This is a genomic window from Aeromonas sp. R5-1, assembly GCF_040908265.1.
Lineage (GTDB): Bacteria > Pseudomonadota > Gammaproteobacteria > Enterobacterales > Aeromonadaceae > Aeromonas > Aeromonas caviae.
The window spans coordinates 1-21,415 of record NZ_JBFODJ010000072.1; the positions used below are offsets into that span (position 1 = coordinate 1).

Annotated in this window: 21 protein-coding genes, 1 tRNA gene and 1 pseudogene; 7 read left to right on the forward strand and 16 right to left on the reverse strand. The window is 62.8% G+C overall.

Annotation, left to right across the window (positions count from 1 at the left end; genetic code table 11):
• The first annotated feature begins 31 nt into the window (after positions 1 to 31).
• Positions 32 to 1,453 carry an IS66-like element ISKpn15 family transposase gene (locus AB5Y64_RS10865; RefSeq protein WP_043155065.1) on the forward strand — a complete coding sequence of 474 codons (1,422 nt, stop codon included), beginning with the start codon at positions 32 to 34 and terminating at the stop codon, positions 1,451 to 1,453.
• Positions 1,454 to 1,456: 3 nt separating this feature from the next.
• On the opposite strand, the pseudogene secD reads toward AB5Y64_RS10865, so the two are convergent.
• The 8 genes and pseudogenes from secD to hinT form a co-directional block, all read right to left on the reverse strand.
• Positions 1,457 to 1,807 (reverse strand): annotated as a pseudogene (gene secD, locus AB5Y64_RS10870) (protein translocase subunit SecD); the annotation flags it as partial.
• A 148-nt stretch (positions 1,808 to 1,955) separates the two neighbouring features.
• Positions 1,956 to 2,423: a hypothetical protein gene (locus tag AB5Y64_RS10875; protein ID WP_368203771.1), complete on the reverse strand. Its 468-nt coding sequence runs from the start codon at positions 2,421 to 2,423 to the stop codon at positions 1,956 to 1,958.
• A 106-nt stretch (positions 2,424 to 2,529) separates the two neighbouring features.
• Positions 2,530 to 3,390, reverse strand: coding sequence for a DUF6279 family lipoprotein (locus tag AB5Y64_RS10880; protein ID WP_041215412.1), 861 nt, complete (start codon positions 3,388 to 3,390; stop codon positions 2,530 to 2,532).
• Positions 3,391 to 3,441: 51 nt separating this feature from the next.
• Entirely contained in the window at positions 3,442 to 4,305 is an 864-nt protein-coding gene (locus AB5Y64_RS10885) for a phosphotransferase (RefSeq protein WP_041212851.1), read from the reverse strand.
• Positions 4,295 to 4,891 (reverse strand): penicillin-binding protein activator LpoB, encoded by a 597-nt coding sequence (lpoB, locus tag AB5Y64_RS10890; protein WP_010674346.1) that lies wholly within the window; start codon positions 4,889 to 4,891, stop codon positions 4,295 to 4,297. The genes AB5Y64_RS10885 and lpoB overlap by 11 nt, the downstream gene beginning before the upstream one ends.
• Positions 4,891 to 5,289, reverse strand: a complete 399-nt coding sequence (locus AB5Y64_RS10895; protein ID WP_201927066.1) for a YcfL family protein — start codon at positions 5,287 to 5,289, stop codon at positions 4,891 to 4,893. The genes lpoB and AB5Y64_RS10895 overlap by 1 nt, the downstream gene beginning before the upstream one ends.
• A gap of 68 nt (positions 5,290 to 5,357) precedes the next feature.
• Entirely contained in the window at positions 5,358 to 6,779 is a 1,422-nt protein-coding gene (locus AB5Y64_RS10900; protein ID WP_279955794.1) for a hypothetical protein, read from the reverse strand.
• Positions 6,779 to 7,129, reverse strand: coding sequence for a purine nucleoside phosphoramidase (gene hinT, locus AB5Y64_RS10905; RefSeq protein ID WP_010674343.1), 351 nt, complete (start codon positions 7,127 to 7,129; stop codon positions 6,779 to 6,781). Before hinT ends, AB5Y64_RS10900 begins: the two co-directional genes overlap by 1 nt.
• 256 nt (positions 7,130 to 7,385) lie before the next feature.
• Here hinT and AB5Y64_RS10910 point away from each other — a divergent pair, with 256 nt between their 5' ends.
• The gene (locus AB5Y64_RS10910; protein WP_171865462.1) at positions 7,386 to 9,398 is read left to right on the forward strand and encodes a methyl-accepting chemotaxis protein; all 2,013 of its coding nucleotides are present in this window, start codon (positions 7,386 to 7,388) and stop codon (positions 9,396 to 9,398) included.
• Between the two features lie 67 nt (positions 9,399 to 9,465).
• On the opposite strand, the gene AB5Y64_RS10915 is transcribed toward AB5Y64_RS10910, so the two are convergent.
• Positions 9,466 to 10,350, reverse strand: a complete 885-nt coding sequence (locus tag AB5Y64_RS10915; RefSeq protein ID WP_069652656.1) for a 6-carboxytetrahydropterin synthase — start codon at positions 10,348 to 10,350, stop codon at positions 9,466 to 9,468.
• 79 nt (positions 10,351 to 10,429) lie between these two features.
• Between AB5Y64_RS10915 and AB5Y64_RS10920 the strand changes: the two genes are divergently transcribed.
• On the forward strand, positions 10,430 to 11,773 hold the full coding sequence (locus AB5Y64_RS10920) for a dihydroorotase (protein WP_319902243.1): 1,344 nt from the start codon (positions 10,430 to 10,432) through the stop codon (positions 11,771 to 11,773).
• Here AB5Y64_RS10920 and AB5Y64_RS10925 read toward each other — a convergent pair.
• Positions 11,763 to 12,077, reverse strand: coding sequence for a hypothetical protein (locus tag AB5Y64_RS10925; protein WP_041212845.1), 315 nt, complete (start codon positions 12,075 to 12,077; stop codon positions 11,763 to 11,765). The genes AB5Y64_RS10920 and AB5Y64_RS10925 overlap by 11 nt on opposite strands.
• Positions 12,078 to 12,110: 33 nt before the next feature.
• Here AB5Y64_RS10925 and AB5Y64_RS10930 point away from each other — a divergent pair.
• The 3 genes from AB5Y64_RS10930 (at position 12,111) to AB5Y64_RS10940 (ending at position 14,247) form a co-directional block, all read left to right on the forward strand.
• Positions 12,111 to 12,187, forward strand: a tRNA-Pro gene (locus AB5Y64_RS10930).
• 120 nt (positions 12,188 to 12,307) lie between these two features.
• A complete protein-coding gene (locus tag AB5Y64_RS10935) occupies positions 12,308 to 12,784 on the forward strand; it encodes a hypothetical protein (protein ID WP_041212844.1) in 477 nt (158 codons plus the stop codon).
• A gap of 203 nt (positions 12,785 to 12,987) precedes the next feature.
• On the forward strand, positions 12,988 to 14,247 hold the full coding sequence (locus AB5Y64_RS10940; RefSeq protein WP_041212843.1) for a dicarboxylate/amino acid:cation symporter: 1,260 nt from the start codon (positions 12,988 to 12,990) through the stop codon (positions 14,245 to 14,247).
• A gap of 73 nt (positions 14,248 to 14,320) precedes the next feature.
• Here the strand turns inward: AB5Y64_RS10940 and AB5Y64_RS10945 are convergent, their stop codons facing one another.
• Complete coding sequence (locus AB5Y64_RS10945) at positions 14,321 to 14,767, reverse strand: isoprenylcysteine carboxylmethyltransferase family protein (protein WP_119197753.1); 447 nt, start codon at positions 14,765 to 14,767, stop codon at positions 14,321 to 14,323.
• A 179-nt stretch (positions 14,768 to 14,946) separates the two neighbouring features.
• Between AB5Y64_RS10945 and alr the strand changes: the two genes are divergently transcribed.
• Positions 14,947 to 16,173 carry an alanine racemase gene (alr, locus tag AB5Y64_RS10950; RefSeq protein ID WP_041212842.1) on the forward strand — a complete coding sequence of 409 codons (1,227 nt, stop codon included), beginning with the start codon at positions 14,947 to 14,949 and terminating at the stop codon, positions 16,171 to 16,173.
• 58 nt (positions 16,174 to 16,231) lie between these two features.
• Here the strand turns inward: alr and AB5Y64_RS10955 are convergent, their stop codons facing one another.
• From AB5Y64_RS10955 to oppB, 5 genes are all read right to left on the reverse strand, one after another.
• Entirely contained in the window at positions 16,232 to 17,176 is a 945-nt protein-coding gene (locus AB5Y64_RS10955) for a TerC family protein (protein ID WP_041212841.1), read from the reverse strand.
• Positions 17,177 to 17,468: 292 nt separating this feature from the next.
• Positions 17,469 to 18,464, reverse strand: coding sequence for a murein tripeptide/oligopeptide ABC transporter ATP binding protein OppF (gene oppF / locus AB5Y64_RS10960; protein ID WP_010674333.1), 996 nt, complete (start codon positions 18,462 to 18,464; stop codon positions 17,469 to 17,471).
• The gene (locus AB5Y64_RS10965) at positions 18,465 to 19,445 is read right to left on the reverse strand and encodes an ABC transporter ATP-binding protein (protein ID WP_039038983.1); all 981 of its coding nucleotides are present in this window, start codon (positions 19,443 to 19,445) and stop codon (positions 18,465 to 18,467) included.
• Between the two features lie 108 nt (positions 19,446 to 19,553).
• Positions 19,554 to 20,465, reverse strand: a complete 912-nt coding sequence (gene oppC / locus AB5Y64_RS10970; RefSeq protein ID WP_010674331.1) for an oligopeptide ABC transporter permease OppC — start codon at positions 20,463 to 20,465, stop codon at positions 19,554 to 19,556.
• A gap of 14 nt (positions 20,466 to 20,479) precedes the next feature.
• On the reverse strand, positions 20,480 to 21,400 hold the full coding sequence (gene oppB / locus AB5Y64_RS10975) for an oligopeptide ABC transporter permease OppB (protein WP_010674330.1): 921 nt from the start codon (positions 21,398 to 21,400) through the stop codon (positions 20,480 to 20,482).
• Positions 21,401 to 21,415 lie beyond the last annotated feature (15 nt).

The following is a 21,415-nucleotide window of genomic DNA, read 5'->3' on the forward strand; positions in this document are numbered from 1 at the left end:
CTTGATCCTGCTCCTTAGATACGCTCCCCCCATGAGCAAAAACACCATGCATTCCGCGGGAATGCCCACCACTCTGGAGCAGGCCAACGAGCTGATTTATAAGCTCCTCGACCGCATCGCCGAGCTGGAGGACCGCCTCAATCAGCACAGCGGCAACTCCTCCAAGCCGCCTTCCAGCGACGGCCCCGGTGCACCGCCGCCGGCCCGCAAGCGTCCGGCGTCCGGCAAGCAACGGGGGGCGCAGCCCGGTCACAAGGGACATCGCCGCGAGCGGCATCCGCTTGATGCCCGCCTGACCCTGGTCCCGCATTACCCTGCCGCCGATTGCGCTTGCTGTGGCGGGGACATGGTGGCCCATGCCAAACCCTATCAGGTTCATCAGGTGTTCGAGCTGCCCGAGGTGAGCTATCTCGTCACCGAACACCAACTGTATCGTGCGACCTGCTCACGGTGTATCGGCACGACCCAGGCCGCACTGCCAGACAACGTCAGCAGCAGCCAGATGGGGGCCAATCTGCTCAGCTACATCGCGCTGCAAAGCGGCCAGTTTCACCAGAGCGTCAGCCAGATACAGCAGCAGCTCAAACAGCATTTCGGCCTGAGTTTTAGCCGGGGCGCCATCAGTGAGGCGCAGGGGCGGGTGAGTGCCATGCTCACCCCGACCTACCAGGCCATCAAGCAGCAGGTGCAGACGGCCACCCACGTTCATGCCGATGAGACCCGGCATCAGCGGGGTGGAGAGCGCCGCTGGATGTGGCTGGCGCTGAGCAAGATAGCCGTCTGCTTCATGACGGCCTATGGCCGTGGTCAGGAGGCGGCCAAGCGGCTGCTGGGCGCCGAGTTTGACGGGGTGCTGGTGACCGACCAGTACGCCGGCTACCGGTTTATCGACGCCGACCAGCGGCAACTGTGCTGGGCCCACGTGGCCCGCAATCTCGCGGCCATCGCCGAGAGTAGCGAGCAGTGCAACCAGCCCATCGGTGCCCGGTTGGTCTTGCTGGCGGATGCGGTGTTTCGTACCCGGCACCGTTGGGAAAGCGGTGCGTTGAGCAAGCAGAAATACCTGCGCAGGCTCGCGCGTTACCGGCAAAGCTGGCGAAGCCAGTTGGAGCGCGGCGCCCTGTTGTGCAGCAAACGCTACCGTGGACGATGCCAGTTGCTGCTGCGGGATGACGAGATGCTGTGGCGGTTTATGACTGACGACGAAATAGCGCTGACCAACAACGAGGCGGAGCGGGCGCTGCGTGGCTATGTGCTCTGGCGCAAGGGTAGCTACGGCGTGTGGTCTCACCGGGGCGAGCTGTTTCGCCAGCGCATCCTGTCGTTGGTGGAGACCGGCAAGCGATTGGGCCGCTGCCCACAGGAGTGGTTGAGGGCCGTGGTCAGGGCGTGCATCGAGAAGACAGATTATCCCATCCCGGCAGAACTGATGCCGTCAACCCCGTCCTGGTGAATAGATACGGCTGATCCAGGCCGGGGCGTTGGAGTAGAACTCCAGGGTCAGGGCGGCGCTGTCCAGCCCCTGCTGCTCCAGCAACTGCTTGGCCAGTTGCTGCTCCCCCTGGCTGGCGAACACCAGCGCCATCCGGTCGCCCTGGGCGATCTGCTTGAGGGGGTCGATGTGGTTCTCGGCCAGCAGGGTGCGCTGCGCGTCGCTCAGGCGCGACTGGCCGTGCAGACCGAGGGAGGGCTGCTCACCGAAGAAGGTGGGCAGGGAATAGAACGCGAACGTGACCAGCATCAGCAGCAACAGGGCGTACTGCCACAGGCTCATGCGGTTCAACACGGTATGACTCTTTTTTCTCATGTAATCGGCCTCTGTCAGGCAATGGCAAGGGGCGACACCGGGGTCGCGCCGTGCAAAAAAATGAAACAAGACAGCCTAGCCGTTCACTAAAAGTGAACAGCAACAGAGAGAAGATGAGGCAACAGGTGGCAAGCTGACCCCATCGGGGTCAGGCGAGGAAGCTCTGGGCGAAGCGGTACTGCAGATGCCGGCGCTGCAGGCGGCGCCTGTGAATGCCGGCGAAGTGATCGCGAAAGCTCGTCCCCGGGTAGAAGAGGGCGGCGTAGAGCAGCAGGCCGCACAGCAGCAGCAGGATCCCCTGCTGGGCCCAGCTCATGACCAGCTCGTAGACCACGCTGCCGGGCTGATGATCGCGGCTCAGGGAGTGCTCGAGGCGCAGCAGGTGATTCTGGTGGGAGCCGACGAACTTGACGATGCCATCGTCACTGCCGCTGACGCCGTGGGCCGCCGGGCTTGCGTCGGCAGGTGCCGCCCCCTCCGCCAGCGAGTGGGCCTGCTGGGCCGAGGGCTGGAACGCGGGTACCTTGACCCCCTCCACCGAGAGGGTAGAGAACAACAGTGCGAGGGTGATGAGCAGGGTCATCGCCGCCAGTTTCACGTTGTCGGTCAGGTTCAAAAGTTAATTCCCACACAATAGAAAGGGCAAGCTACCACAGCCTGCCCCACAAGAACAAGGGCGGCAGGCCCGGGGCCCGCCGCCCTTGTGTTGTCTCACCGCGTCCTCAGCGGCTGCGGGTCATGCCCTCGAAGTCCTCGGCATAGTCCTTGAGCAGGGTGTAGAGGTGGGCCCGCTGGGAGAGATCCATGGAGTGGCTGAGATCGCTCAGCCACTGGATGGTGCGCTGGCGGGACTGGTCCGTGTAGCCGGTGAAGCGGCCATCCATCAGGCCGTCCCCCTGCTGGAGCAAGCGGGTCAGCTCCTGGCCGAAATCCGGACTCTGGCGCTGTTTCATCAGCCGATCCAGCTCCTTGGTCCAGGCCTCCTGAAAGTCGAGCCAGGGGGCCATCATCTCGTATTGCCACTCGGCCCACTGCGTGATGAGGGGCTCCTGGGCCGGCTTCACCTTGCCAATCCAGAACACCAGGCGCTCGTTCATCTTCTCCCGAAAGCCCTTGATCATCTCGGCCTTCGACTGGGTGGCAAAGTCGTGCTGGCGCTCCTGCTGGCGCTTCACCCGATCGGCCATGAAGCGAGCCACCTGCTCGTCAGTCAGGGTCTTGGCGAGGCGCACCGTGCGGGGAATGGCATTCTCCAGAGTACGGGTCAGGCTCGCCTGGGTTCTGTCCAGATGCAGGGTCACCTGGGCCGGGCTCATGGGGCTGGCCACCGCCTTGGCCAGGGCGTCGAGATCCCGGGCATAGATGGGCAGCTCATGCTGCCGGTGCCAGGCCATCAGCCCCTTCACCTCCTGGTCCAGCAGCTTCTTCTGGCTGCGGTCCAGGGAGAAGTAGTCGTCCAGTTGCCAGACGATGGCCGAGTCGAGCCAGTAGTAGATCACCCGGGTGGCGCAACCCGTCAGCAGCAGGCAGAGCAGCAGCAGGCTCCAGCTACGCGGTTGACGCCATGAGAATGTGGTCACCATGCATGCCTCCCATTCATTGAATACACGCGTCGCGCGGGCCGTTGCCGGGCATCACTCCAGGCGCTGGCGGTTGATGTCGATCAGGGCCTGATACTCGGGCCCGGGTTGCTGTTCGGCCATCAGCAGCGCCCACAGCAGGCCGATGTAATCGACCCAGGGCAGGAAGGCATCGGCCTGGAATCCCCGGGGCCCCAGCCCCGTCGCTGCCCCGTCCATGGCTTCAAGATAGCAGCTCTCCAACTGGCACCGCTGCTCTTCGCTCCAGCCGTGGGTGCGCTGAATGCTGGCGACCTCGAACCCAGGATGACCGGCGGCGCCGTACTCCCAGTCGATGACCCAGGGCCGCGCCCCCAACAAGTTAGCCGGATTGAGATCGTGATGGCAAGGGAGCCAGCAGTCGTCCGGCTCCCGGCTCGCGAGCAGGGCCCGCTCCAGGGCGGGCAGCCAGGGAGGGATATGGGCCAGACGCTGCCGATACCCGCCGCTGTGAGCCCGCACCGCCATCACCACGGTCGGCACCGGCAGGCGGTGCAGCCGCACCAGCACATCCGCCATCAGGCGGGGCTGCGCGGCGAGAGGCGGCGCCTGCTCGGCCCAGTTGGGTTCGTCGCACCACGCCAGCAGCATCAGGCCGGTGGCGGGATCGCCGTGATGACAGGGCAACGCCAGCCCCTGCCCCACCGCCCCCTGGTAGAGCTGCCACTCGGTGGCCCGGTCGATGCCAAGGCGCACCGGATCCGGATGACCGCGGCGCAGGAAGGCCTGCTCGCCAGTGGGGAGACAGAGCCGGTAGTTGCCGTTGGTCAGGCCCTGGCCCAGCGGCTCAAGGCGCCCCTGATCCCAGGGCGCCGGCAGGCTGGCGAGGAGCGCCAGCTCCGCCAGATCCCCCTGCCCCCGCGGGTCCTCACCAGCCAAAGGTGGACTTCTTGGCCTGTTTGCGGATCTCTTTCTGATCGGCCCACAGCAGTTCGCCGTTCTCCACATCCATCAGGTTCATGGTCATCTGGTAGTAGACGTCCTTCACCTTGCCGTTGTCCTTGACGATGCTGGCGAGGTTGCCATAGACCATGTAGCGGGCACCGGTCTGCTTGCCGAGCCGCACCATGGTGGCGGGATCCACCATGCCGCTGCCCTGCTGGTATTCGAGCTGCTGCTTGACCGCCGCCACCTTGCTCATGTCCACGAAGCGGAACTTGCCCGAGCGCAGCAGCTTGGTGCGGATAGTGTCGGTGATGGCCTCGGTGTCGATGTGCTCCGAGGTCTTGTTGCGGATGGAGTCCATGAACATCACCGGGCGGCCCCCGGCGGTGATCTCGCTGGTGGCCGGGGACGCCAGCATGGAATCCGCCATCTTGTCGGCGATGGCCTGCAAGTCGGAGGAGCCGTAATCGACGGTCACCGTCTCGGTCTCGGTGGGATCGCCATAGCTGACGGTGGTGCTGGAGCAGCCGCCCAGCAGCAGGGCGCCGGTCAGGATCAGCAGGGCATGATTCATTTTCATCAGTAGGATTCCTCCATCACTTCGCGAACGTAAATCCGGTAACCCCGGGCGGCCGGGCTCGGCGCCAGGGCGGACAGGGTGCGGGTCTGGTAGCCATGCAACTTGAGGGGGGTCCAGCCGCGGCCATCGCTGGCCACCTCCTGCCCCGCGTCGTCATACCAGTAGAAGAGATATTGCAGCCTGTTGTCACCACGCTGGGTGCTGGCCGCCGCCACGTTGACCTGCAACAGGCCGTTCTGCTGGCGCCGGCTGAGTTCGGTCAGGGTGACGTTGACGTTTTGATGCTGCTCGGCCACCGCCGCCGAACCGGCCGCGCCATAGAGCGCCACGCCGGAAGTATTGGTGGCACAGCCCGTCAGCAGCAGAACCAGGCCCAGGGCCAACCCTTGTGCTTTCATCTTGTTCTCCTTGCCGGTGGCCGTCGGCCTGACCGGTCATTCATCTGAGTTGCCATATCCGGTTCCCCCTAGAGGGGCATCACCCGGGTCGTGAGCCCGCTCCCCAGGCGCTGTACCCACACCAGGGTGGTGCGCCCGGCGTGGACGCTGAGTGGCAGGGTGCGCATGGCGCTGCCCGCCCCCAGGGTCAGGGTGACGTTCCCGGCCGGGACCATCCCCTGCCAGCTCGAGGCCTTGGCGGGCAGCGTCAGCCAGCTGCGGGTATCCGCCCGCTCCGAGAGGGTGTTGAAGATCCCCACCAGGATGTTGCCCACATCCCCCCCCTCCTTGGCGGCGGTGCGCCGTACCTGCTCCTTGGCCACCAGCCGCAGGGCCTGCCGGGTCAGCATGCCGGGCAGCCGCTCCTGCAGATCCTTGGCCGCCAGCGCCTCCAGCCTCACCAGCTCGCTGGTCTGCGCCACCCCCTTGCCCACCGACAGGGTGAGCGGGGCGCCATCGCTGGCCCGATTGTCGTAATAGGGCACCGCCACGGTAAAGGTACGAAAATCGCCGCTGGAGGTGGAGATGGGCAGCGGTAGGAAGAGCTCCCGGCGCGCCGGGATGAGGCCATCTTCAAACAGCACCACCAGCTGGCCCTGATCCTTGGCCAAGGGCGGCGCTTTGCGGCCCATCCGTTGCTCGGTCTCCTTGAGCTCCTCGGGAGAGCCGCGAAGCCGGGCCAGGCGCAGCAGGGCATCCTGCAGGCTCTGGTTGTCCGGCGCTATCTGATAGCCGCGCTGGTAATCGACCCAGGCGTCGTTGAGATCCCCGGCCGCCTCGTAGAGCACGCCGGAGAAATAGAAGGTGTAGGCGTTCTGGAAACCGTTTTTCACCTGGCCTATCAGGCGATCGAGCTCGGGGGCGCCGCGCGACATCAGCTGGCGCATCTCCCCGGCTTCGTCCTCCTGCTCCCCCTCCTGCGCGGCCTTGCGCACCTCGTCGGCCCGCCGTTTAAGGGCCTGCTCCTGCACCTGGTTGGCACGGCGCACCTCTACCAGGGCGCCGTCGGCATCCCCGCGCTGCAAGTAGTTGAGCGCCAGATAGTGGTGCAGCATGGTGCGCTCGTAATCGGGCGCCTGGTAAGCCAGGGTCTGATCGTTGGTGAGCAGGCTGCCCGCCTGGGCCAGTCCCTGGCTCAGGCGGTACTCGGCCTGACTGTCTTCCCACGCAAGCCGGCTGTCGGCGGCGGCAAAGGCCTGCTTGCTGGGGCCGTCCTGACCCGCCAGCCAGGCGATGCGCCCCTTCTCCAGCTGGTCGAGCACGAAGGTGTCGTCCCCCGGGGTCGATTCGCGCACCTCGGGCAGGGCCTCGGCGGCATGGCCCAGCAGCAGCTGGTTGCGCAAGGGCACCATCTGATCCGAGTAGGAGACGAACATGTCTTTCCACTGGGAGGCACAGCCCCCCAGCAGCAGACCGGCCAACAGCAGGCCGGTCGACGTGACGAGGCGCATCACAGGCTCAGCAGGGGTCCCAGAGGCTCGCCACCGACCAGGTGCAGGTGGATGTGATAGACCTCCTGCCCGCCGTGGCGGTTGCAGTTCATGATGAGGCGGTAGCCGTCCTCGGCGATGCCCGCGTCGCTGGCGAGCTTGCGGGCCACGGTGAACATCCGGCCCAGCGCCAGCTCGTGATCCGGCTCCACGTCATTGACGGTGGGGATGAGCACGTTGGGAATAATCAGGATATGGGTCTTGGCCTTGGGCTGGATGTCGCGAAACGCGGTCACCAGATCGTCTTGATAAAGGATGTCGGCGGGGATCTCCTTGCGGATGATTTTGCTGAAAATGGTTTCTTGCGCCATGGGTAACTCCTTTATAGGAAAAAGAAAATTCAATACAAAGCTCAAGCGGCTCCCAAACAGGCCGCCGCAACGCGCCAAGTGTGACACAAGCCGACATTTGGCACAGCCGTTGTCCCAATCGCTTCAGTTATTGTGAAGAATACCGATAGCGAGGAGACGTCCCGCGAACCACAACGGCATCCCCTTCGGGGCATGCAGGGTATCAAAGGGACGGGGTACTCAGGCAAGGGACTTTTGCACAGACAGCGGGACAATAATGAAACAAACAATGTCAGACCTCTCGATCCTACAGAGAGTCTATCTGGGCTTTGCCATCCTGGTCGCCGTCATGGTCGCCAGTGCGGTACTGACCTTTCGCGGCCAGAGCGAACTCAGCGGCGCCCTGGATCAGGTGACCCAGGAGTCCATGCCGCTGGTACTCGCCAGCAGCCAGACCCAGATAAGCCTGCTCAGCGCCAACAAATGGCTCACCGACGTGCTGACCGAGCAGGATCTCAAGCAACTGCCTGCGGAAGTGGCCGAGTTGCAACAGGCCAAGGGCCAGGTCGACAAGATGGTCGCCAGCCTCAAGCAGCAGGTGGCGGTTCATCCCCAGTTGCAGGCGGACATGACTGCACTCGTCAAGCTGGTGGATGACTACCTGCAACTGACCCAGACCCTGCCCGGCGAACACGAGGCCCTGCTCACCCGGCTGCACAAGGTCAATCAGGCCAAGGGCCAGTTCCAGGTCAGCCTGCCCCAGTTCAAGAAGAACCTGGGGGACATGATGGTCACCATCGACGACAGCTTCATCAAGATGCTCTCCGAGACCCTGACCACCAAGCTCTCCGCCATCGAGCTCTCCACCATGGATGCCCTCAACCAGAGCATCCCCGCCCCCATCGAGGCGGCGCTCAAGCGCAACAAGATGCAGATCGAGGGCTTCAACAGCACCATCAAGGATCTCCAGGGAGAGCTCAAGGATTTCGACAACAACATGGGCCACTACGTCCATGGCTTCGTGCGTGACACCACGGGCAATGACGGCGTGCTCTCCCAATACCTGGCCCTGATGAAGCAGCAGCAGGCCATGCGCGAGCAGAGCAAGCAGGCGAGCCAGCTCATCCTCAGCATCCAGAACAAGCTGGAGGGGATCACCGCCCAGAGCCAGCAGCTGATGAACGCCAGCATCCAGGCCTCCGATCGGGTGCAGACCCAGAGTACCCTGACCCAGGGGGTCAGCATCGCCATCGCCATCTTCGTCGCCATCCTGGTGGCCTTCACCCTGGGCAAGGCCATCCGCCGCCCCCTGAAAGAGCTGCTGCGGGTGCTGACCGAAGTGACCCAGGGTGACATGACCCAGCGGGTCGGCTTCAAGAGCCAGAACGAATTCGGCCAGCTCGCCAGCCAGATCAACCTGTTGATCCACCAGATGGGGGATGTGCTAAAGCAGCTCTCCCAGGCTTCGACCCAGCTCAACAGCGCCGCCCACGACAACCGCCACACCACCGAATCGGTGCGGGCGGATCTGGAGAAACAGCGTCAGGAGACCGCCTCGGTCGCCGCCGCCATGACCCAGATGGAGGCCTCGGTGCGGGAGGTGGCCCAGGCCGCCAACCAGACCCTGGAGCGGGTGCAGGATGTGGAGAAGGCCTCCGAGATGGGGCGCAAGGTAATGGCAGGCAACATCACCACCACCCATCAGCTCGCGGGCAAGCTGCAGCAGACCGGCAAGGTGATTGGCGACGTGAGCGCCATGAGCGGCCAGATTGGCAACATCCTCGACGTCATCCGCGGCATCGCCGAGCAGACCAACCTGCTGGCCCTCAACGCCGCCATCGAGGCGGCCCGCGCCGGCGATCAGGGACGCGGGTTTGCGGTGGTGGCCGACGAGGTGCGCAACCTGGCTGGCCGCACCGCCCAGTCCACCAGCGAAATCCAGACCATGATCGAGAACCTGCAGCAAGGCGTCGCCCGGGCAGTCAACGTGATGCAGGAGTGCTCCCGCGAGATGGACAGCTGCGTGGATCAGAGCTCCCAGGCCAACAACGCCATGGAAGAGGTACAGGGCATCGTGGTGCTCATCAGCGACATGTCGAGCCAGATAGCCTCCGCCGCCGAGCAGCAGCAGGCCACCAGCGCCGACATCGCCACCAACCTCAACCGCATCTCCGACATCTCGGATCTCAACTATCAGGGCATAGAGCGGGTCGCCGAGACCAGCCAGCAGCTCGACTCCCTTGCCGAGCAGCAGGAGGGGCTGGTCCAGCGCTTCCGCCTCAGTGCCTGATGGCCACGACCCGATACGACAAGGCCCCGCATTGGCGGGGCCTTTTCATGGCAGCGAAGAACCTGGCTCAGGCGTAGGCGATGGCGCCCTTGCCGACCCCTTCATAGGCGACAATCTTGACGAACTTGTCCCCTACCTGCTTCTTCACCTCGCGGGCGATGTAATGGGCCAGCAGCTCGATGGTGGTATCGGTGTCGATCATCTCCACCTCCGCCGCCGGCATGGCGAGCTGGAACAACCCCTGGGGCGCCACATACTTGAAGCCGATGTAGTGAGCGTCCCCTTCTTTCAGTGACGCCTCGGCCCGCTCGCTCAGGGCGAGTTCGCCAAGGGCCACCCTGTCCTCTTCGGTGCCCAGGTAGATGTCGGCCCAGCGCTCGGCCCAGTTGAACTCCAGCTCCTCGTCACGCTCTCCATCCACCAGGATCTCGACGGGAGAGCGGTGGCCGTGGGCGATGCGCTGGCAGTTGCCGTCGTGCTTCTTGAGGCCGTGGCTGTAGTGGTAGAAGGCGCCCTCGATGCGCTCCGAGCGCAACGTCAGGGAGAGATCCTTGATGTTGCCGGGCAGACGCTTGGCCAGTACCCCCAGCAGATAGCGGGTCACCGACTCTTTATCCACCTGGGGGGCGGGAATGAAGGCAAACCCTTGGGTCGGGCAGCGCAGGTGGATGGCGCGACCCGGACGCAGCAGATCCACGGTGCTCTCGTCGTTCTCCAGCGCGTGGACATGGACCAGGGGACATTCCGTCGGCACCAGCAGCTTGTGATCCACCTCTTCATCGATGATCGACTTGATGAGCTTCTTCACCCGACCGAAGTCCAGCAACATGCTCATCTCGTTGAGCTCGCCACTCATCTCGATGTCCACCAGCCAGCTCTCGCCCACCATGCCGCGGCGCTCGCATAAATAGCTGGAATCGATCACAGTCAAATCTCTAACAAATAACTTCATTACTCAGGCCTTGCTACAGAGAAAGTGCAGTTTGCGATATTATGACCCCGGATTATCGGCAAAGGAACTGGAACCCCCCATGAACAAATTGCTTATCAAGAATGCCACCCTGGTCAACGAAGGCCGCATCTATGCCTCCGACGTCCTGATCGAGGGTGAGCGGATCGCCCGCGTCGCCCCGGACATCAGTGCCCCCGATGCCGTGGTGATCGATGCAACGGGCCGTCATCTCATCCCCGGGATGATCGATGATCAGGTCCACTTCCGGGAGCCCGGCCTGACCCACAAGGGAACCATCGCCAGTGAATCCCGGGCCGCCGTGGCCGGTGGCACCACCAGCTTCATGGAAATGCCCAACGTCAATCCCCAGACCACCACCATCGACGCCCTCGAAGCCAAATACCAGATCGCCGCCAACTCCGCCACCGCCAACTACAGCTTCTACCTGGGTGCCACCAACGACAACCTGGAAGAGATCAAGAAACTCGATCCCAAGCAGTCCTGCGGCATCAAGATCTTCATGGGGGCCTCCACCGGCAACATGCTGGTGGACAACCAGGAGACCCTGGCAGCCATCTTCCGCGAGAGCCCGGTGATGATCGTCACCCACTGCGAGGACACCCCGTCCATCAAGGTGCTGGAAGACGAAGCTCGCGCCAAGTGGGGCGAAGACGTGCCCATGCGCGAGCACGGCCGCATCCGCAGCGCGGACGCCTGCTACAAATCCTCCAGCATGGCGGTCTCCCTGGCCAAGCAGTACGGCGCCAAGCTGCACGTGCTGCACCTGACCACGGCGAAAGAGCTCTCACTCTTTACCGCCACCCCGGATCTGAAGGATCTCAAGGACAAGAACATCACCGCCGAAGTGTGCGTCCACCACCTCTTCTTCAACGAGGCGGACTACGACACCCTGGGCAGCCAGATCAAGTGCAACCCGGCGGTGAAGAGCGCTGCCGACCAGCACGCCCTGCTGGATGCGGTACGCAACGACGTGCTCGACATCATCGCCACCGACCACGCTCCCCACACCTGGGAAGAGAAGCAGAACAGCTACTTCAAGGCGCCCTCCGGCGTGCCCCTGGTGCAGCACTCCCTGCAGGCGCTGCTGGAGCTCTACCACAACGGCGTCTTCTCGCTGGAAACCATCGTCAAGAAGACCTCCCACGCGGTGGCCGAGCGCTTCCAGGTGCAGGATCGCGGCTACATCCGGGAAGGTTACTTCGCCGACCTGGTGCTGCTGGATCTCGGCAAGCCCTACGTGGTCACCGACAGCAACCTGCTCTACCTGTGCGGCTGGTCCCCGTTCAACGGCTACCGCTTCCAGAGCACCATCGAGATGACCCTGGTGAACGGACAAATAGCCTGGCAGAACGGCCAAGTCACCGACAAGGTATTGGGCAAGCGACTCACCTTCAACCGCTGATCTGGATGATGACCGCTTCCAGCGCGCCCTGCTTGAGATGACCCTGGTCAACGGGCAAATAGCCTGGCAGAACGGCCAAGTCACCGACAAGGTATTGGGCAAGCGTCTCACCTTCAACCGCTGATCTCGGCTTGAGAGCATCACGCCAAACGGCCACCTCCGGGTGGCCGTTTTTCCTGCAAGACAGCGGTGAGGTGCCGACAAAATGCACCACTGGTCGCACTTTGATCCGAAGTTGCTCGCAAAGCAGGCAAACGATCTCGAACCTGAATTTCCCCTGTTGACAGGGTCGGGGCATCTCCATAAACTCCCTCCCCGTCAGCCGAGCTGACTCCGTCGGTGTGTAGCGCAGCCAGGTAGCGCATCTGCATGGGGTGTAGAGGGTCGGAGGTTCGAATCCTCTCACACCGACCAAATTCCCCGAGAAAGGCCTTGTCAGACGACAAGGCCTTTTCTTTTATGGTCTTCCACCGCGATTGTCTCTCCGATCCCTTTGTGCTGTAGTAAAACCCCCTTTGCCAAGCGGCCCGCATCATGTTGCCTTCCCTTCGTACTTTCTGCACCCTTGCCCTCAGCGCCCTGCTGGTCGGCCAGCTCGCGGGCTGCGCCACCGCCTATGACAGTGAAAAATCGTTCTGGAATGGCCAGACCGGTTTTTCACAGACCCAGCTTGGCCCGGCCCGCTGGCAACTGGAGTTTGTGGGAAACGATCTGGTGGACAGGGAAACGGCGCGCAAATACGTGCTCAAGCGGGCCGGTGAGGTGGCACTGGCAAAGGGATACCCCTGGATTCGGGTCGAGACGCTGACCCTGTCGCGGGATGCCGTCAGGGTCACCCCGACCCGCCCCCAATTCGGGTTCGACGAGTACGAGCCAGACACCTTCATGGACGACATGCAGGTGGAACATCGCACCTCGGCCCTGCTCGTCTTCACCCTGGAGGCCAGCCCCCGGGACGCACAGAGCATGGAAGCCGTTTATCTCGCAAAAATTAAAATAAACAGCGATTAATACAAATAAATCACAAGATGCATATCAAATGCAGCTAACAATAGCGCAAAACTCCGAAACAAGTCACTGGATTTCCCCTTCGCGATTAGGCATGCTCCAGCACACCGGCTGTCTGGATTCCACCGCCCGGATCACAAAAAAGGACTGAGGCGGCCCCTCGCCGCCTGCACAGGCATTGCACCTATCGAAACCGGAACTCCCCCATGAAAATGAACAAGTTGACCGTTGCCATCCTCATTGCGATGTTGCTTGGCATCGTGACCGGGCAGGGTTATCGCCTGCTCGCGCCCGCACAGGCCGCAGGCTTTGCCGATGACATCACCCTGCTGACCGACATCTTCCTGCGCCTCATCAAGATGATCATCGCCCCCCTGGTGTTCACCACGCTCGTGGTCGGCATCGCCAAGATGGGTGACACCCGCACCGTGGGCCGCATCGGCGTCAAGACCCTGGGCTGGTTCATGCTCGCCTCCCTGATGTCTCTGACCCTGGGGCTGGTCATGGTCCACCTGATGCAACCTGGGGTGGGGCTCTCCCTCTCCCTGCCCGATGACGGCGCCAGCTCCGGCGTGCTTGCCACCGCCATCTCCCTCAAGGATTTCGTGACCCACGCCATCCCGAAAAGCGTGGTCGAGGCGATGGCCACCAACGAGATCCTGCAGATCGTGGTCTTCTCCCTCTTCTTCGGGCTGGCCGCCGCCGCCCTGGGGGACGACGCCAAGCCCGTGGTCAAGCTGATGGCCAGCGGCGCCGAGATCATGCTCAAGGTGACCGGCTACGTGATGAACTTCGCCCCGTTCGCGGTGTTTGGCGCCATCGCCGCCATGGTCGCCAAGGAGGGGCTCGGCATCCTCGCTACCTATGGCACCTTCATGGCCCAGTTCTATCTGGCGCTCGGCTGCCTATGGCTGCTGCTCATCGCCATGGGCAGCCTCTTCATCCGCCGCCGCATCCTGACACTGCTCGCCCTCATCCGCGAGCCCATCCTGCTGGCCTTCTCCACCGCCAGCTCCGAGGCCGCCTACCCCAAGACCCTGGACAGGCTGGAGAAATTTGGCTGTGACAAGCGCATCGCCAGCTTCGTGCTCCCCATGGGCTACTCCTTCAACCTGGACGGTTCCATGATGTACTGCACCTTCGCGGTGATGTTCATCGCCCAGGCCTATGGCATCGAGCTCTCCACGGCCCAGCAGATCACCATGCTGCTGCTGCTGATGGTCACCTCCAAGGGAATGGCCGGGGTGCCCCGCGCCTCCCTGGTAGTGATTGCCGCCACCCTCAACCAGTTCCACATCCCGGAAGCGGGCATCCTGCTGCTGCTCGGTATCGACCACTTCCTCGACATGGGGCGCTCCGCCACCAACGTGCTGGGCAACGCCATCGCCGCGAGCGTGGTGGCCAAGAGCGAAGACAGCCTGGGGGAGACCGCCCCCCTCGGCGAGGTGGACACCGCCAAGGCGTGATCCCCCCTGACCCCCATGACAACGGCCCGCTTCTGCGGGCCGTTGTCATATGCCTGATGGGGCACGCCGCGCCTCAGCACCAGCGCCTGACCTGTCGGCAATAGTCGTCATAGGCATCGCCGAATTGTCGCCGCAGCGCCTGCTCCTCCGCCAGGATCTGGAAGCGGGTAAGCCAGCCCCAGAGCAGCAGCGGCCCGAGCCACACTGCCATGCCTCCCAGATAGCACGCCAGCGCCAGGGTCCAGCAGAGCAGCCCCAGGTACATGGGATTGCGGCTGATGCGATAGACGCCCCGGGTCACCAGCACCCGGCTGCTCTCCAGCCGCTGGGGGTGCACAGTGGTGCGCTGCAGCCAGAAATGCAGAAGCGCACCGCCCCCCAGCAGGGCTCCCGCCAGCCACAGCGTGGCGACCAGCACCAGCCACAGGGGCGCCGCCCTCCCCTCACCCCGCCCCAGCCACATGGCGAGCACGATGACGACGAACAGCAGCAACGGTGGAATCCGCAACGTCAGCTTCATATTTTCTTCCTGCAACACGTGCCACGATTGACGCCGTTGAGATACACTCCCAGAGTCGGCATCTGGATAAAAAGTGAAATATATCATTAGCATAGCAACATGCTATGACCAGCCCTGCCGCAGCTCGCCTCAGCGATGAGCCCAGCCTCAACTCAAGACAATAAGAAAGGACTTGCCCCATGCACAAGAAAACACTGCTCGCGACCCTGATTTTTGGCCTGCTGGCCGGCCAGGCGGTCGCCGCCCCCTATCTGCCGCTCGCCGACGACCACCGCAACGGTCAGGAACAGACCGCCGCCAACGCCTGGCTGGAAGTGGATCTCGGTGCCTTCGAGCACAACATCCAGACCCTGAAGAATCGCCTCGGTGACAAGGGCCCGCAGATCTGCGCCATCATGAAGGCGGACGCCTACGGTCACGGCATCGACCTGCTGGTCCCTTCCGTGGTCAAGGCAGGCATCCCTTGCATCGGCATCGCCAGCAACGAAGAAGCACGTGTTGCTCGCGAGAAGGGCTTCGAAGGTCGCCTGATGCGGGTGCGGGCCGCCACCCCGGATGAAGTGGAGCAGGCCCTGCCCTACAAGCTGGAGGAGCTCATCGGCAGCCTGGAGAGCGCCAAGGGGATCGCCGGCATCGCCCAGCGCCATCACACCAACATCCCGGTGCACATCGGCCTGAACTCCGCCGGCATGAGCCGCAACGGCATCGATCTGCGCCAGGACGATGCCAAGGCCGATGCCCTGGCCATGCTCAAGCTCAAGGGGATCACCCCGGTCGGCATCATGACCCACTTCCCGGTGGAGGAGAAAGAGGACGTCAAGCTGGGGCTGGCCCAGTTCAAGCTGGACTACCAGTGGCTCATCGACGCCGGCAAGCTGGATCGCAGCAAGCTCACCATCCACGCCGCCAACTCCTTCGCCACCCTGGAAGTGCCGGAAGCCTACTTTGACATGGTGCGCCCTGGCGGTATCATCTATGGCGACACCATTCCCTCCTACACCGAGTACAAGAAGGTGATGGCGTTCAAGACCCAGGTCGCCTCCGTCAACCACTACCCGGCGGGCAACACCGTCGGCTATGACCGCACCTTCACCCTCAAGCGCGACTCCCTGCTGGCCAACCTGCCGATGGGCTACTCCGACGGCTACCGCCGCGCCATGAGCAACAAGGCCTATGTGCTGATCCATGGCCAGAAGGCCCCCGTCGTGGGCAAGACTTCCATGAACACCACCATGGTGGACGTCACCGACATCAAGGGGATCAAACCCGGTGACGAGGTGGTCCTGTTCGGACGCCAGGGTGATGCCGAGGTGAAACAATCTGATCTGGAGGAGTACAACGGTGCCCTCTTGGCGGACATGTACACCGTCTGGGGCTACACCAACCCCAAGAAGATCAAGCGCTAAGCAAATTGCTGACATGAAAAAAGGGCTCCCTATGGAGCCCTTTTTTTTACTGCGCCGTTCACGCCGTCTTTTTGCGGGTCATCAGCAGACTCAGTCCCATGGAGGCCAGCAGGATCAGCGCCACCACGCCAAGGGCGATGCCGGTCGGTATCTTGAAGATATCGAGCAGCAACATCTTGACCCCGATGAACATCAGGATCAGCGCCAGGCCGTATTTGAGCAGGGCGAAGCGATCGGCCACCCCGGCCAGCAGGAAGTACATGGCGCGCAGCCCCATGATGGCGAAGATGTTGGAGGTGAGCACGATGAAGGGATCCGTGGTCACCGCGAAGATGGCCGGGATACTGTCCACCGCGAAGATGAGGTCGCTCACCTCCACCAGCACCAGGATGAGCAGCAGCGGGGTCGCGTAGCGCACACCGTCACGCCAGACGAAGAACTTCTCCCCCTCCAGCGTCTCGGTCACCTTGAAGCGACGACGCATCCAGCCGAGCAGGGCATTGTTCTCGAGATCCGGCTCCTTGTCGGCCGCCCACAGCATCTTGGCACCGGTCAGCAGCAAGAAGGCCCCGAACAGGTAGAGGATCCAGTGGAACTGCTCGATGAGCCAGCTGCCCGCGAACACCATGCCCGCGCGCATCACGATGGCCCCCAGCACCCCGTAGAGCAGGACCCGGCGCTGCAGCTCCGCCGGGATGGCGAAGTAGCCGAACAGCATCAGCCAGACGAAGACGTTGTCCACCGCCAGTGCCTTTTCGATGAGGTAGCCGGTGAGAAACTCCAGCCCCTTCTGGTTCGCGATTTCGCGCCCGGCACTGTGATCCAGCCAGAGCCAGATGGCCAGGTTGAACAGGAGCGCCACGCTGACCCAGATGAGAGACCAGATGCCCGCCTCTTTCAGGGACACCTTGTGCGCCTTGCCGCCACCGACAAAGCGGATATCAATCCACAACAGGACCAGCACTATGCTGAAGAAACCGGTCCACATCCACCATTCACCCATTTTCACTTCTCCCAAAACGACAAAACCCACGGCCGGGAGGCAGTGGGTTCGCGTTTGGAGCAGATACACCTTGCCTCTCGGCAAGGTCTCACTTACAGCCGACTTGCGTCAACTGCCCGGCTGCCGGGTGCACTGCAGGATATGGGTGCACCGTAATGACGACAAACCGGCGAGAAGTTACTCCCCTTGTAAGGCGGATAGTAGCAGCGACAACCGCTGGCGCCAAGAGAGGATTTGATGGGCAGGCAAAAAAGAGGGGCGCCACCCGGGCGCCCCTGTCACGCTCCCATCCTCAGAGCGGGTCCACCTTGAGACAGGAAACCGCGTGGTCGAAGTTGCCCTCGAGCTGGGGCCGGGTCTTGGCGCACTCCGGACCTGCCACCGGGCAGCGGGTGCGAAACACGCAGCCGGAGGGCGGATTCATGGGGGATGGCAGGTCCCCTTCCAGGATCTGGATGACCTTGCTGCGCTCCAGATCCGGATCCGGGATGGGGACCGCCGACATCAGCGCCTTGGTATAGGGGTGCAGGGGATTGGCGAAGATCTCCTTGCCGGTCCCCAGCTCCACCGCGTTGCCCAGGTACATCACCAGCACCCGATCGGAGATGTGTTTGACCACTGAGAGGTCGTGGGCGATGAAGATGAGGGAGAGACCCATCTCCTTTTGCAGGGATTTGAGCAGGTTCACCACCTGAGCCTGGATGGAGACATCCAGCGCCGAGACCGGCTCGTCACAGATGATCATCTTGGGCTCGAGGATGAGCGCCCGGGCAATGCCGATGCGCTGGCACTGGCCGCCGGAGAACTCATGGGGGTAACGGTTCACCAGGTTCGGCAACAGACCCACCTTGGTCATCATGGCGCGCACCTTCTCCTTCACCTCTTCCCTTGGCAGGGTCGGGTAGAAGGTGATGAGGGGCTCGGCGATGATGTCCCCTATGGTCATGCGGGGGTTCAGGGAGGCCAGCGGATCCTGGAAGATCATCTGGATCTCCTTGCGCTTCTCCCGCAGGGCGTTCTGCTCGAGCTTGGTCAAGTCCTGCCCAAGCCACACCACCTTGCCGTCGGTGGCCGGTACCAGGCCGATGAGGGCACGGGCGAAGGTGGATTTGCCGCAACCGGACTCCCCCACTACGCCCAGGGTCTCCCCTTCGTAGAGGCGCAGGGTCACCCCGTCCACCGCCTTCAGGGCGGAGGGCTTGGCCCAGGGCCAGGCCTTGTCACTCTTGATATGGAAGTGAACCTTGAGGTCGGACACTTCCAGCAGCAGTTTCTTGTCAGTACCCATTTAGTTCACTCCCTTGATCATGGCATCCGATACCCAGTGGCACGCCCGCTCCCGACCGTCGTTGAACGGTGTCAGGATCGGCGATTGCTGGCCACAAATCTCGCTCACCCGGTGGCAACGCTCCTGGAAGGGACAGCCGGTGGGCAAACGCAGCAGGTTGGGCGGATTGCCCGGAATGGTGGGCAGCTCTTCCCCTTCGGTGTCGAGGCGGGGAATGGCGCGCAGCAAGCCTTCGGTATAGGGGTGGCTCGGGCGATAGAAGATATCGTTGACCCGGCCGTACTCCATGGTCCGGCCTGCGTACATCACCAGCACCTTGTCGCAGATGCCGGCCACGACGCCAAGATCGTGGGTGATCATGATGATGGCGGTGTTGAACTCGCGCTTGAGCTCGTTCATCAGGGTCATGATCTGGGCCTGTACCGTCACGTCCAGCGCCGTGGTCGGCTCGTCGGCGATGAGCAGCTGCGGCCGGCACAGGAGCGCCATGGCGATCATCACCCGCTGACGCATGCCGCCGGAGAACTCGTGGGGGTACATGTTCATCCGCTTGCGCGACTCGGGGATCTTCACCGCGTCCAGCATGCGCACCGACTCCTCGAAGGCGGCAGCCTTGGTCATCCCCTTGTGCAGCATCAGCACTTCCATCAGCTGATCCTTGACCTTCATGTAGGGGTTGAGCGACGTCATGGGGTCCTGGAAGATCATGGCGATCTTCTCGGAGCGGATCTTGTTGAGCTTGTGCTCCGGCAGATTCAGGATCTCGTCCCCCTGAAATTTGGCCGAGCCGGTGATGACACCGTTCTTGGCGAGTAGCCCCATGATGGCAAAGGCAGTCTGGGACTTGCCTGAGCCCGACTCCCCGACGATCCCCAGGGTTTCGCCGGCAGAAAGAGAAAAGTTGAGGTCGTTGACGGCCACCACATTGCCGTCCGGGGTCTTGAACTCGACCCGCAGATCTTTCACATCCAGTAATTTCATCTCAGTACTCCTTATCGCGCTGTCGTGATGGGGGCCTGCCCGTGGTGAACGCGGTGCGTTCCCTGAACGGGTCTGATGGCCCCTTGGCGTCTTGCCGGTCCCTGGGTATCAGCGATCCTTGGGATCCAGGGCATCACGCAGACCATCCCCGAGGAAGTTGAAGCAGAACAGGGTCACCACCATGAAACCGGCGGGGAACAGGAGTTGCCAGATGGCCACTTCCATCGACTTGGAGCCTTCATCCAGCAGGGCGCCCCAGCTGGTCATGGGCTCTTGCACGCCCAGACCCAGGAAGCTCAGGAAGGATTCGAACATGATCATCCCCGGCACCAGCAGGGTGGCGTAAACCGCCACTATGCCGAGCACGTTGGGCACGATATGACGGGTGATGATCTTCCACTTGGAGACGCCGCAGACGTGGGCCGCCTCGATGAACTCCTTGCTCTTGAGACTCAGGGTCTGGCCGCGCACGATCCGCGCCATGTCGAGCCAGCTCACCGCGCCGATGGCGAGGAAGATGAGGGCCAGATTGCGACCGAAGAAGGTCACCAGCATGATCACGAAGAACATGAAGGGGAAGGCGTTGAGGATCTCAAGCACGCGCATCATCAGGCTGTCGACGCGACCGCCGATGAAGCCGGACGCGGCGCCGTAGAGGGTGCCGATGATGACAGCCACCAGGGCCCCCATGATGCCGACCATCAGGGAGATGCGTCCGCCGAGCAAGGTACGCACGAACAGGTCGCGCCCCAGGCTGTCGGTGCCGAACCAGTGGCCGGTCTCCATGTCCGGGGCACTCTGCATGGCCCCCCAGTCCGGGTCATCGAACGTGTACTGGGACAGGTGGGGCCCCACGATCACCGCCAGACCGATGATGGTCAGGATGATGAGGCTGGTCAGGGCCGCCTTGTTGCGCAGGAAACGGCGACGGGCATCCTTCCACAGGGAGCGTCCTTCCACCACTTCCACTTTCTGGGCGAACGCCTCGACGGCTTCGCGCTTTTCAGTTGTGACTACCATGATGAACTCCCGGCTTAGTAACGGATCTTGGGATCGATGACGGCATAGAGAATATCGACCACGGCGTTAAAGGTGATGGTGAGGGCGCCGACCAGAATGGTCAGACCGAGCACCATGGAGTAATCACGGTTGAGGGCACCGTTGACGAACAGCTGGCCGATCCCCGGCAGGCCGAAGATGGTCTCGATGACCACGGAGCCGGTGATGATGCCCACGAAGGCCGGTCCCAGGTAGGAGACCACCGGCAGCATGGCCGGGCGCAGCGCGTGCTTGAGGATGATGTGACGCAGGGGCAGCCCCTTGGCGCGGGCGGTACGGATGAAGTTGGAGTTCATGGTCTCGATCATGCTGCCGCGCATGATGCGGGAGATGGCGGAGATGTAGTACATCATCATGCCGAACACCGGCAGTACCATGAACTGGGCGCCGCCCCCCTGCCAGCCTCCCGCCGGGAACCAGCCCAGATAGATACTGAAGAAGAGCACCAGCAGCGGTGCCAGCACGAAGCCGGGTATCACCACCCCGGCCATGGCCGACGACATCAACAGGTAGTCGATGAGGGTGTTCTGTTTCAGGGCCGCAATGGTGCCGAAGGTGACCCCCAGGGTCACTGCCAGCAGGAAGGCGACCGAGCCTATCTTGGCGGAGACAGGCAGGGCCTGGCTCACCAGATCATTGACGGTGAAGTCCTTGTATTTGAAGGAGGGCCCCAGATCCCCCTGGACCAGGTTGCCGAGGTAAGTGAGGTATTGCATGCCGATGGGCTTGTCCAGGCCATATTTGGCTTCGATGTTGGCCAGGACTTCCGGCGGCAGGGCGCGTTCGCTGGTGAAGGGGTTACCCGGGGCGAAGCGCATCATGAAGAAGGAGACGGTGATCAAGACCAGCAGAGTCGGGATCGCTTCCAGTAGACGTTTAAGGATGAATTTCAACATAGACATTTCCTGTCC

Excerpts from the sequence above, each read along its gene's own strand:
- AB5Y64_RS10865 (WP_043155065.1), top strand. The coding sequence starts at position 32 with ATGAGCAAAAACACCATGCATTCCGCGGGAATGCCCACCACTCTGGAG.
- AB5Y64_RS10880 (WP_041215412.1), bottom strand. The coding sequence starts at position 3,390 with ATGGTGACCACATTCTCATGGCGTCAACCGCGTAGCTGGAGCCTGCTG.
- lpoB (WP_010674346.1), bottom strand. The coding sequence starts at position 4,891 with ATGAAAATGAATCATGCCCTGCTGATCCTGACCGGCGCCCTGCTGCTG.
- AB5Y64_RS10895 (WP_201927066.1), bottom strand. The coding sequence starts at position 5,289 with ATGAAAGCACAAGGGTTGGCCCTGGGCCTGGTTCTGCTGCTGACGGGC.
- AB5Y64_RS10900 (WP_279955794.1), bottom strand. The coding sequence starts at position 6,779 with ATGCGCCTCGTCACGTCGACCGGCCTGCTGTTGGCCGGTCTGCTGCTG.
- hinT (WP_010674343.1), bottom strand. The coding sequence starts at position 7,129 with ATGGCGCAAGAAACCATTTTCAGCAAAATCATCCGCAAGGAGATCCCC.
- AB5Y64_RS10910 (WP_171865462.1), top strand. The coding sequence starts at position 7,386 with ATGAAACAAACAATGTCAGACCTCTCGATCCTACAGAGAGTCTATCTG.
- AB5Y64_RS10915 (WP_069652656.1), bottom strand. The coding sequence starts at position 10,350 with ATGAAGTTATTTGTTAGAGATTTGACTGTGATCGATTCCAGCTATTTA.
- AB5Y64_RS10920 (WP_319902243.1), top strand. The coding sequence starts at position 10,430 with ATGAACAAATTGCTTATCAAGAATGCCACCCTGGTCAACGAAGGCCGC.
- AB5Y64_RS10925 (WP_041212845.1), bottom strand. The coding sequence starts at position 12,077 with ATGGAGATGCCCCGACCCTGTCAACAGGGGAAATTCAGGTTCGAGATC.
- AB5Y64_RS10935 (WP_041212844.1), top strand. The coding sequence starts at position 12,308 with ATGTTGCCTTCCCTTCGTACTTTCTGCACCCTTGCCCTCAGCGCCCTG.
- AB5Y64_RS10940 (WP_041212843.1), top strand. The coding sequence starts at position 12,988 with ATGAAAATGAACAAGTTGACCGTTGCCATCCTCATTGCGATGTTGCTT.
- AB5Y64_RS10945 (WP_119197753.1), bottom strand. The coding sequence starts at position 14,767 with ATGAAGCTGACGTTGCGGATTCCACCGTTGCTGCTGTTCGTCGTCATC.
- alr (WP_041212842.1), top strand. The coding sequence starts at position 14,947 with ATGCACAAGAAAACACTGCTCGCGACCCTGATTTTTGGCCTGCTGGCC.
- AB5Y64_RS10955 (WP_041212841.1), bottom strand. The coding sequence starts at position 17,176 with ATGGGTGAATGGTGGATGTGGACCGGTTTCTTCAGCATAGTGCTGGTC.
- oppF (WP_010674333.1), bottom strand. The coding sequence starts at position 18,464 with ATGGGTACTGACAAGAAACTGCTGCTGGAAGTGTCCGACCTCAAGGTT.
- AB5Y64_RS10965 (WP_039038983.1), bottom strand. The coding sequence starts at position 19,445 with ATGAAATTACTGGATGTGAAAGATCTGCGGGTCGAGTTCAAGACCCCG.
- oppC (WP_010674331.1), bottom strand. The coding sequence starts at position 20,465 with ATGGTAGTCACAACTGAAAAGCGCGAAGCCGTCGAGGCGTTCGCCCAG.
- oppB (WP_010674330.1), bottom strand. The coding sequence starts at position 21,400 with ATGTTGAAATTCATCCTTAAACGTCTACTGGAAGCGATCCCGACTCTG.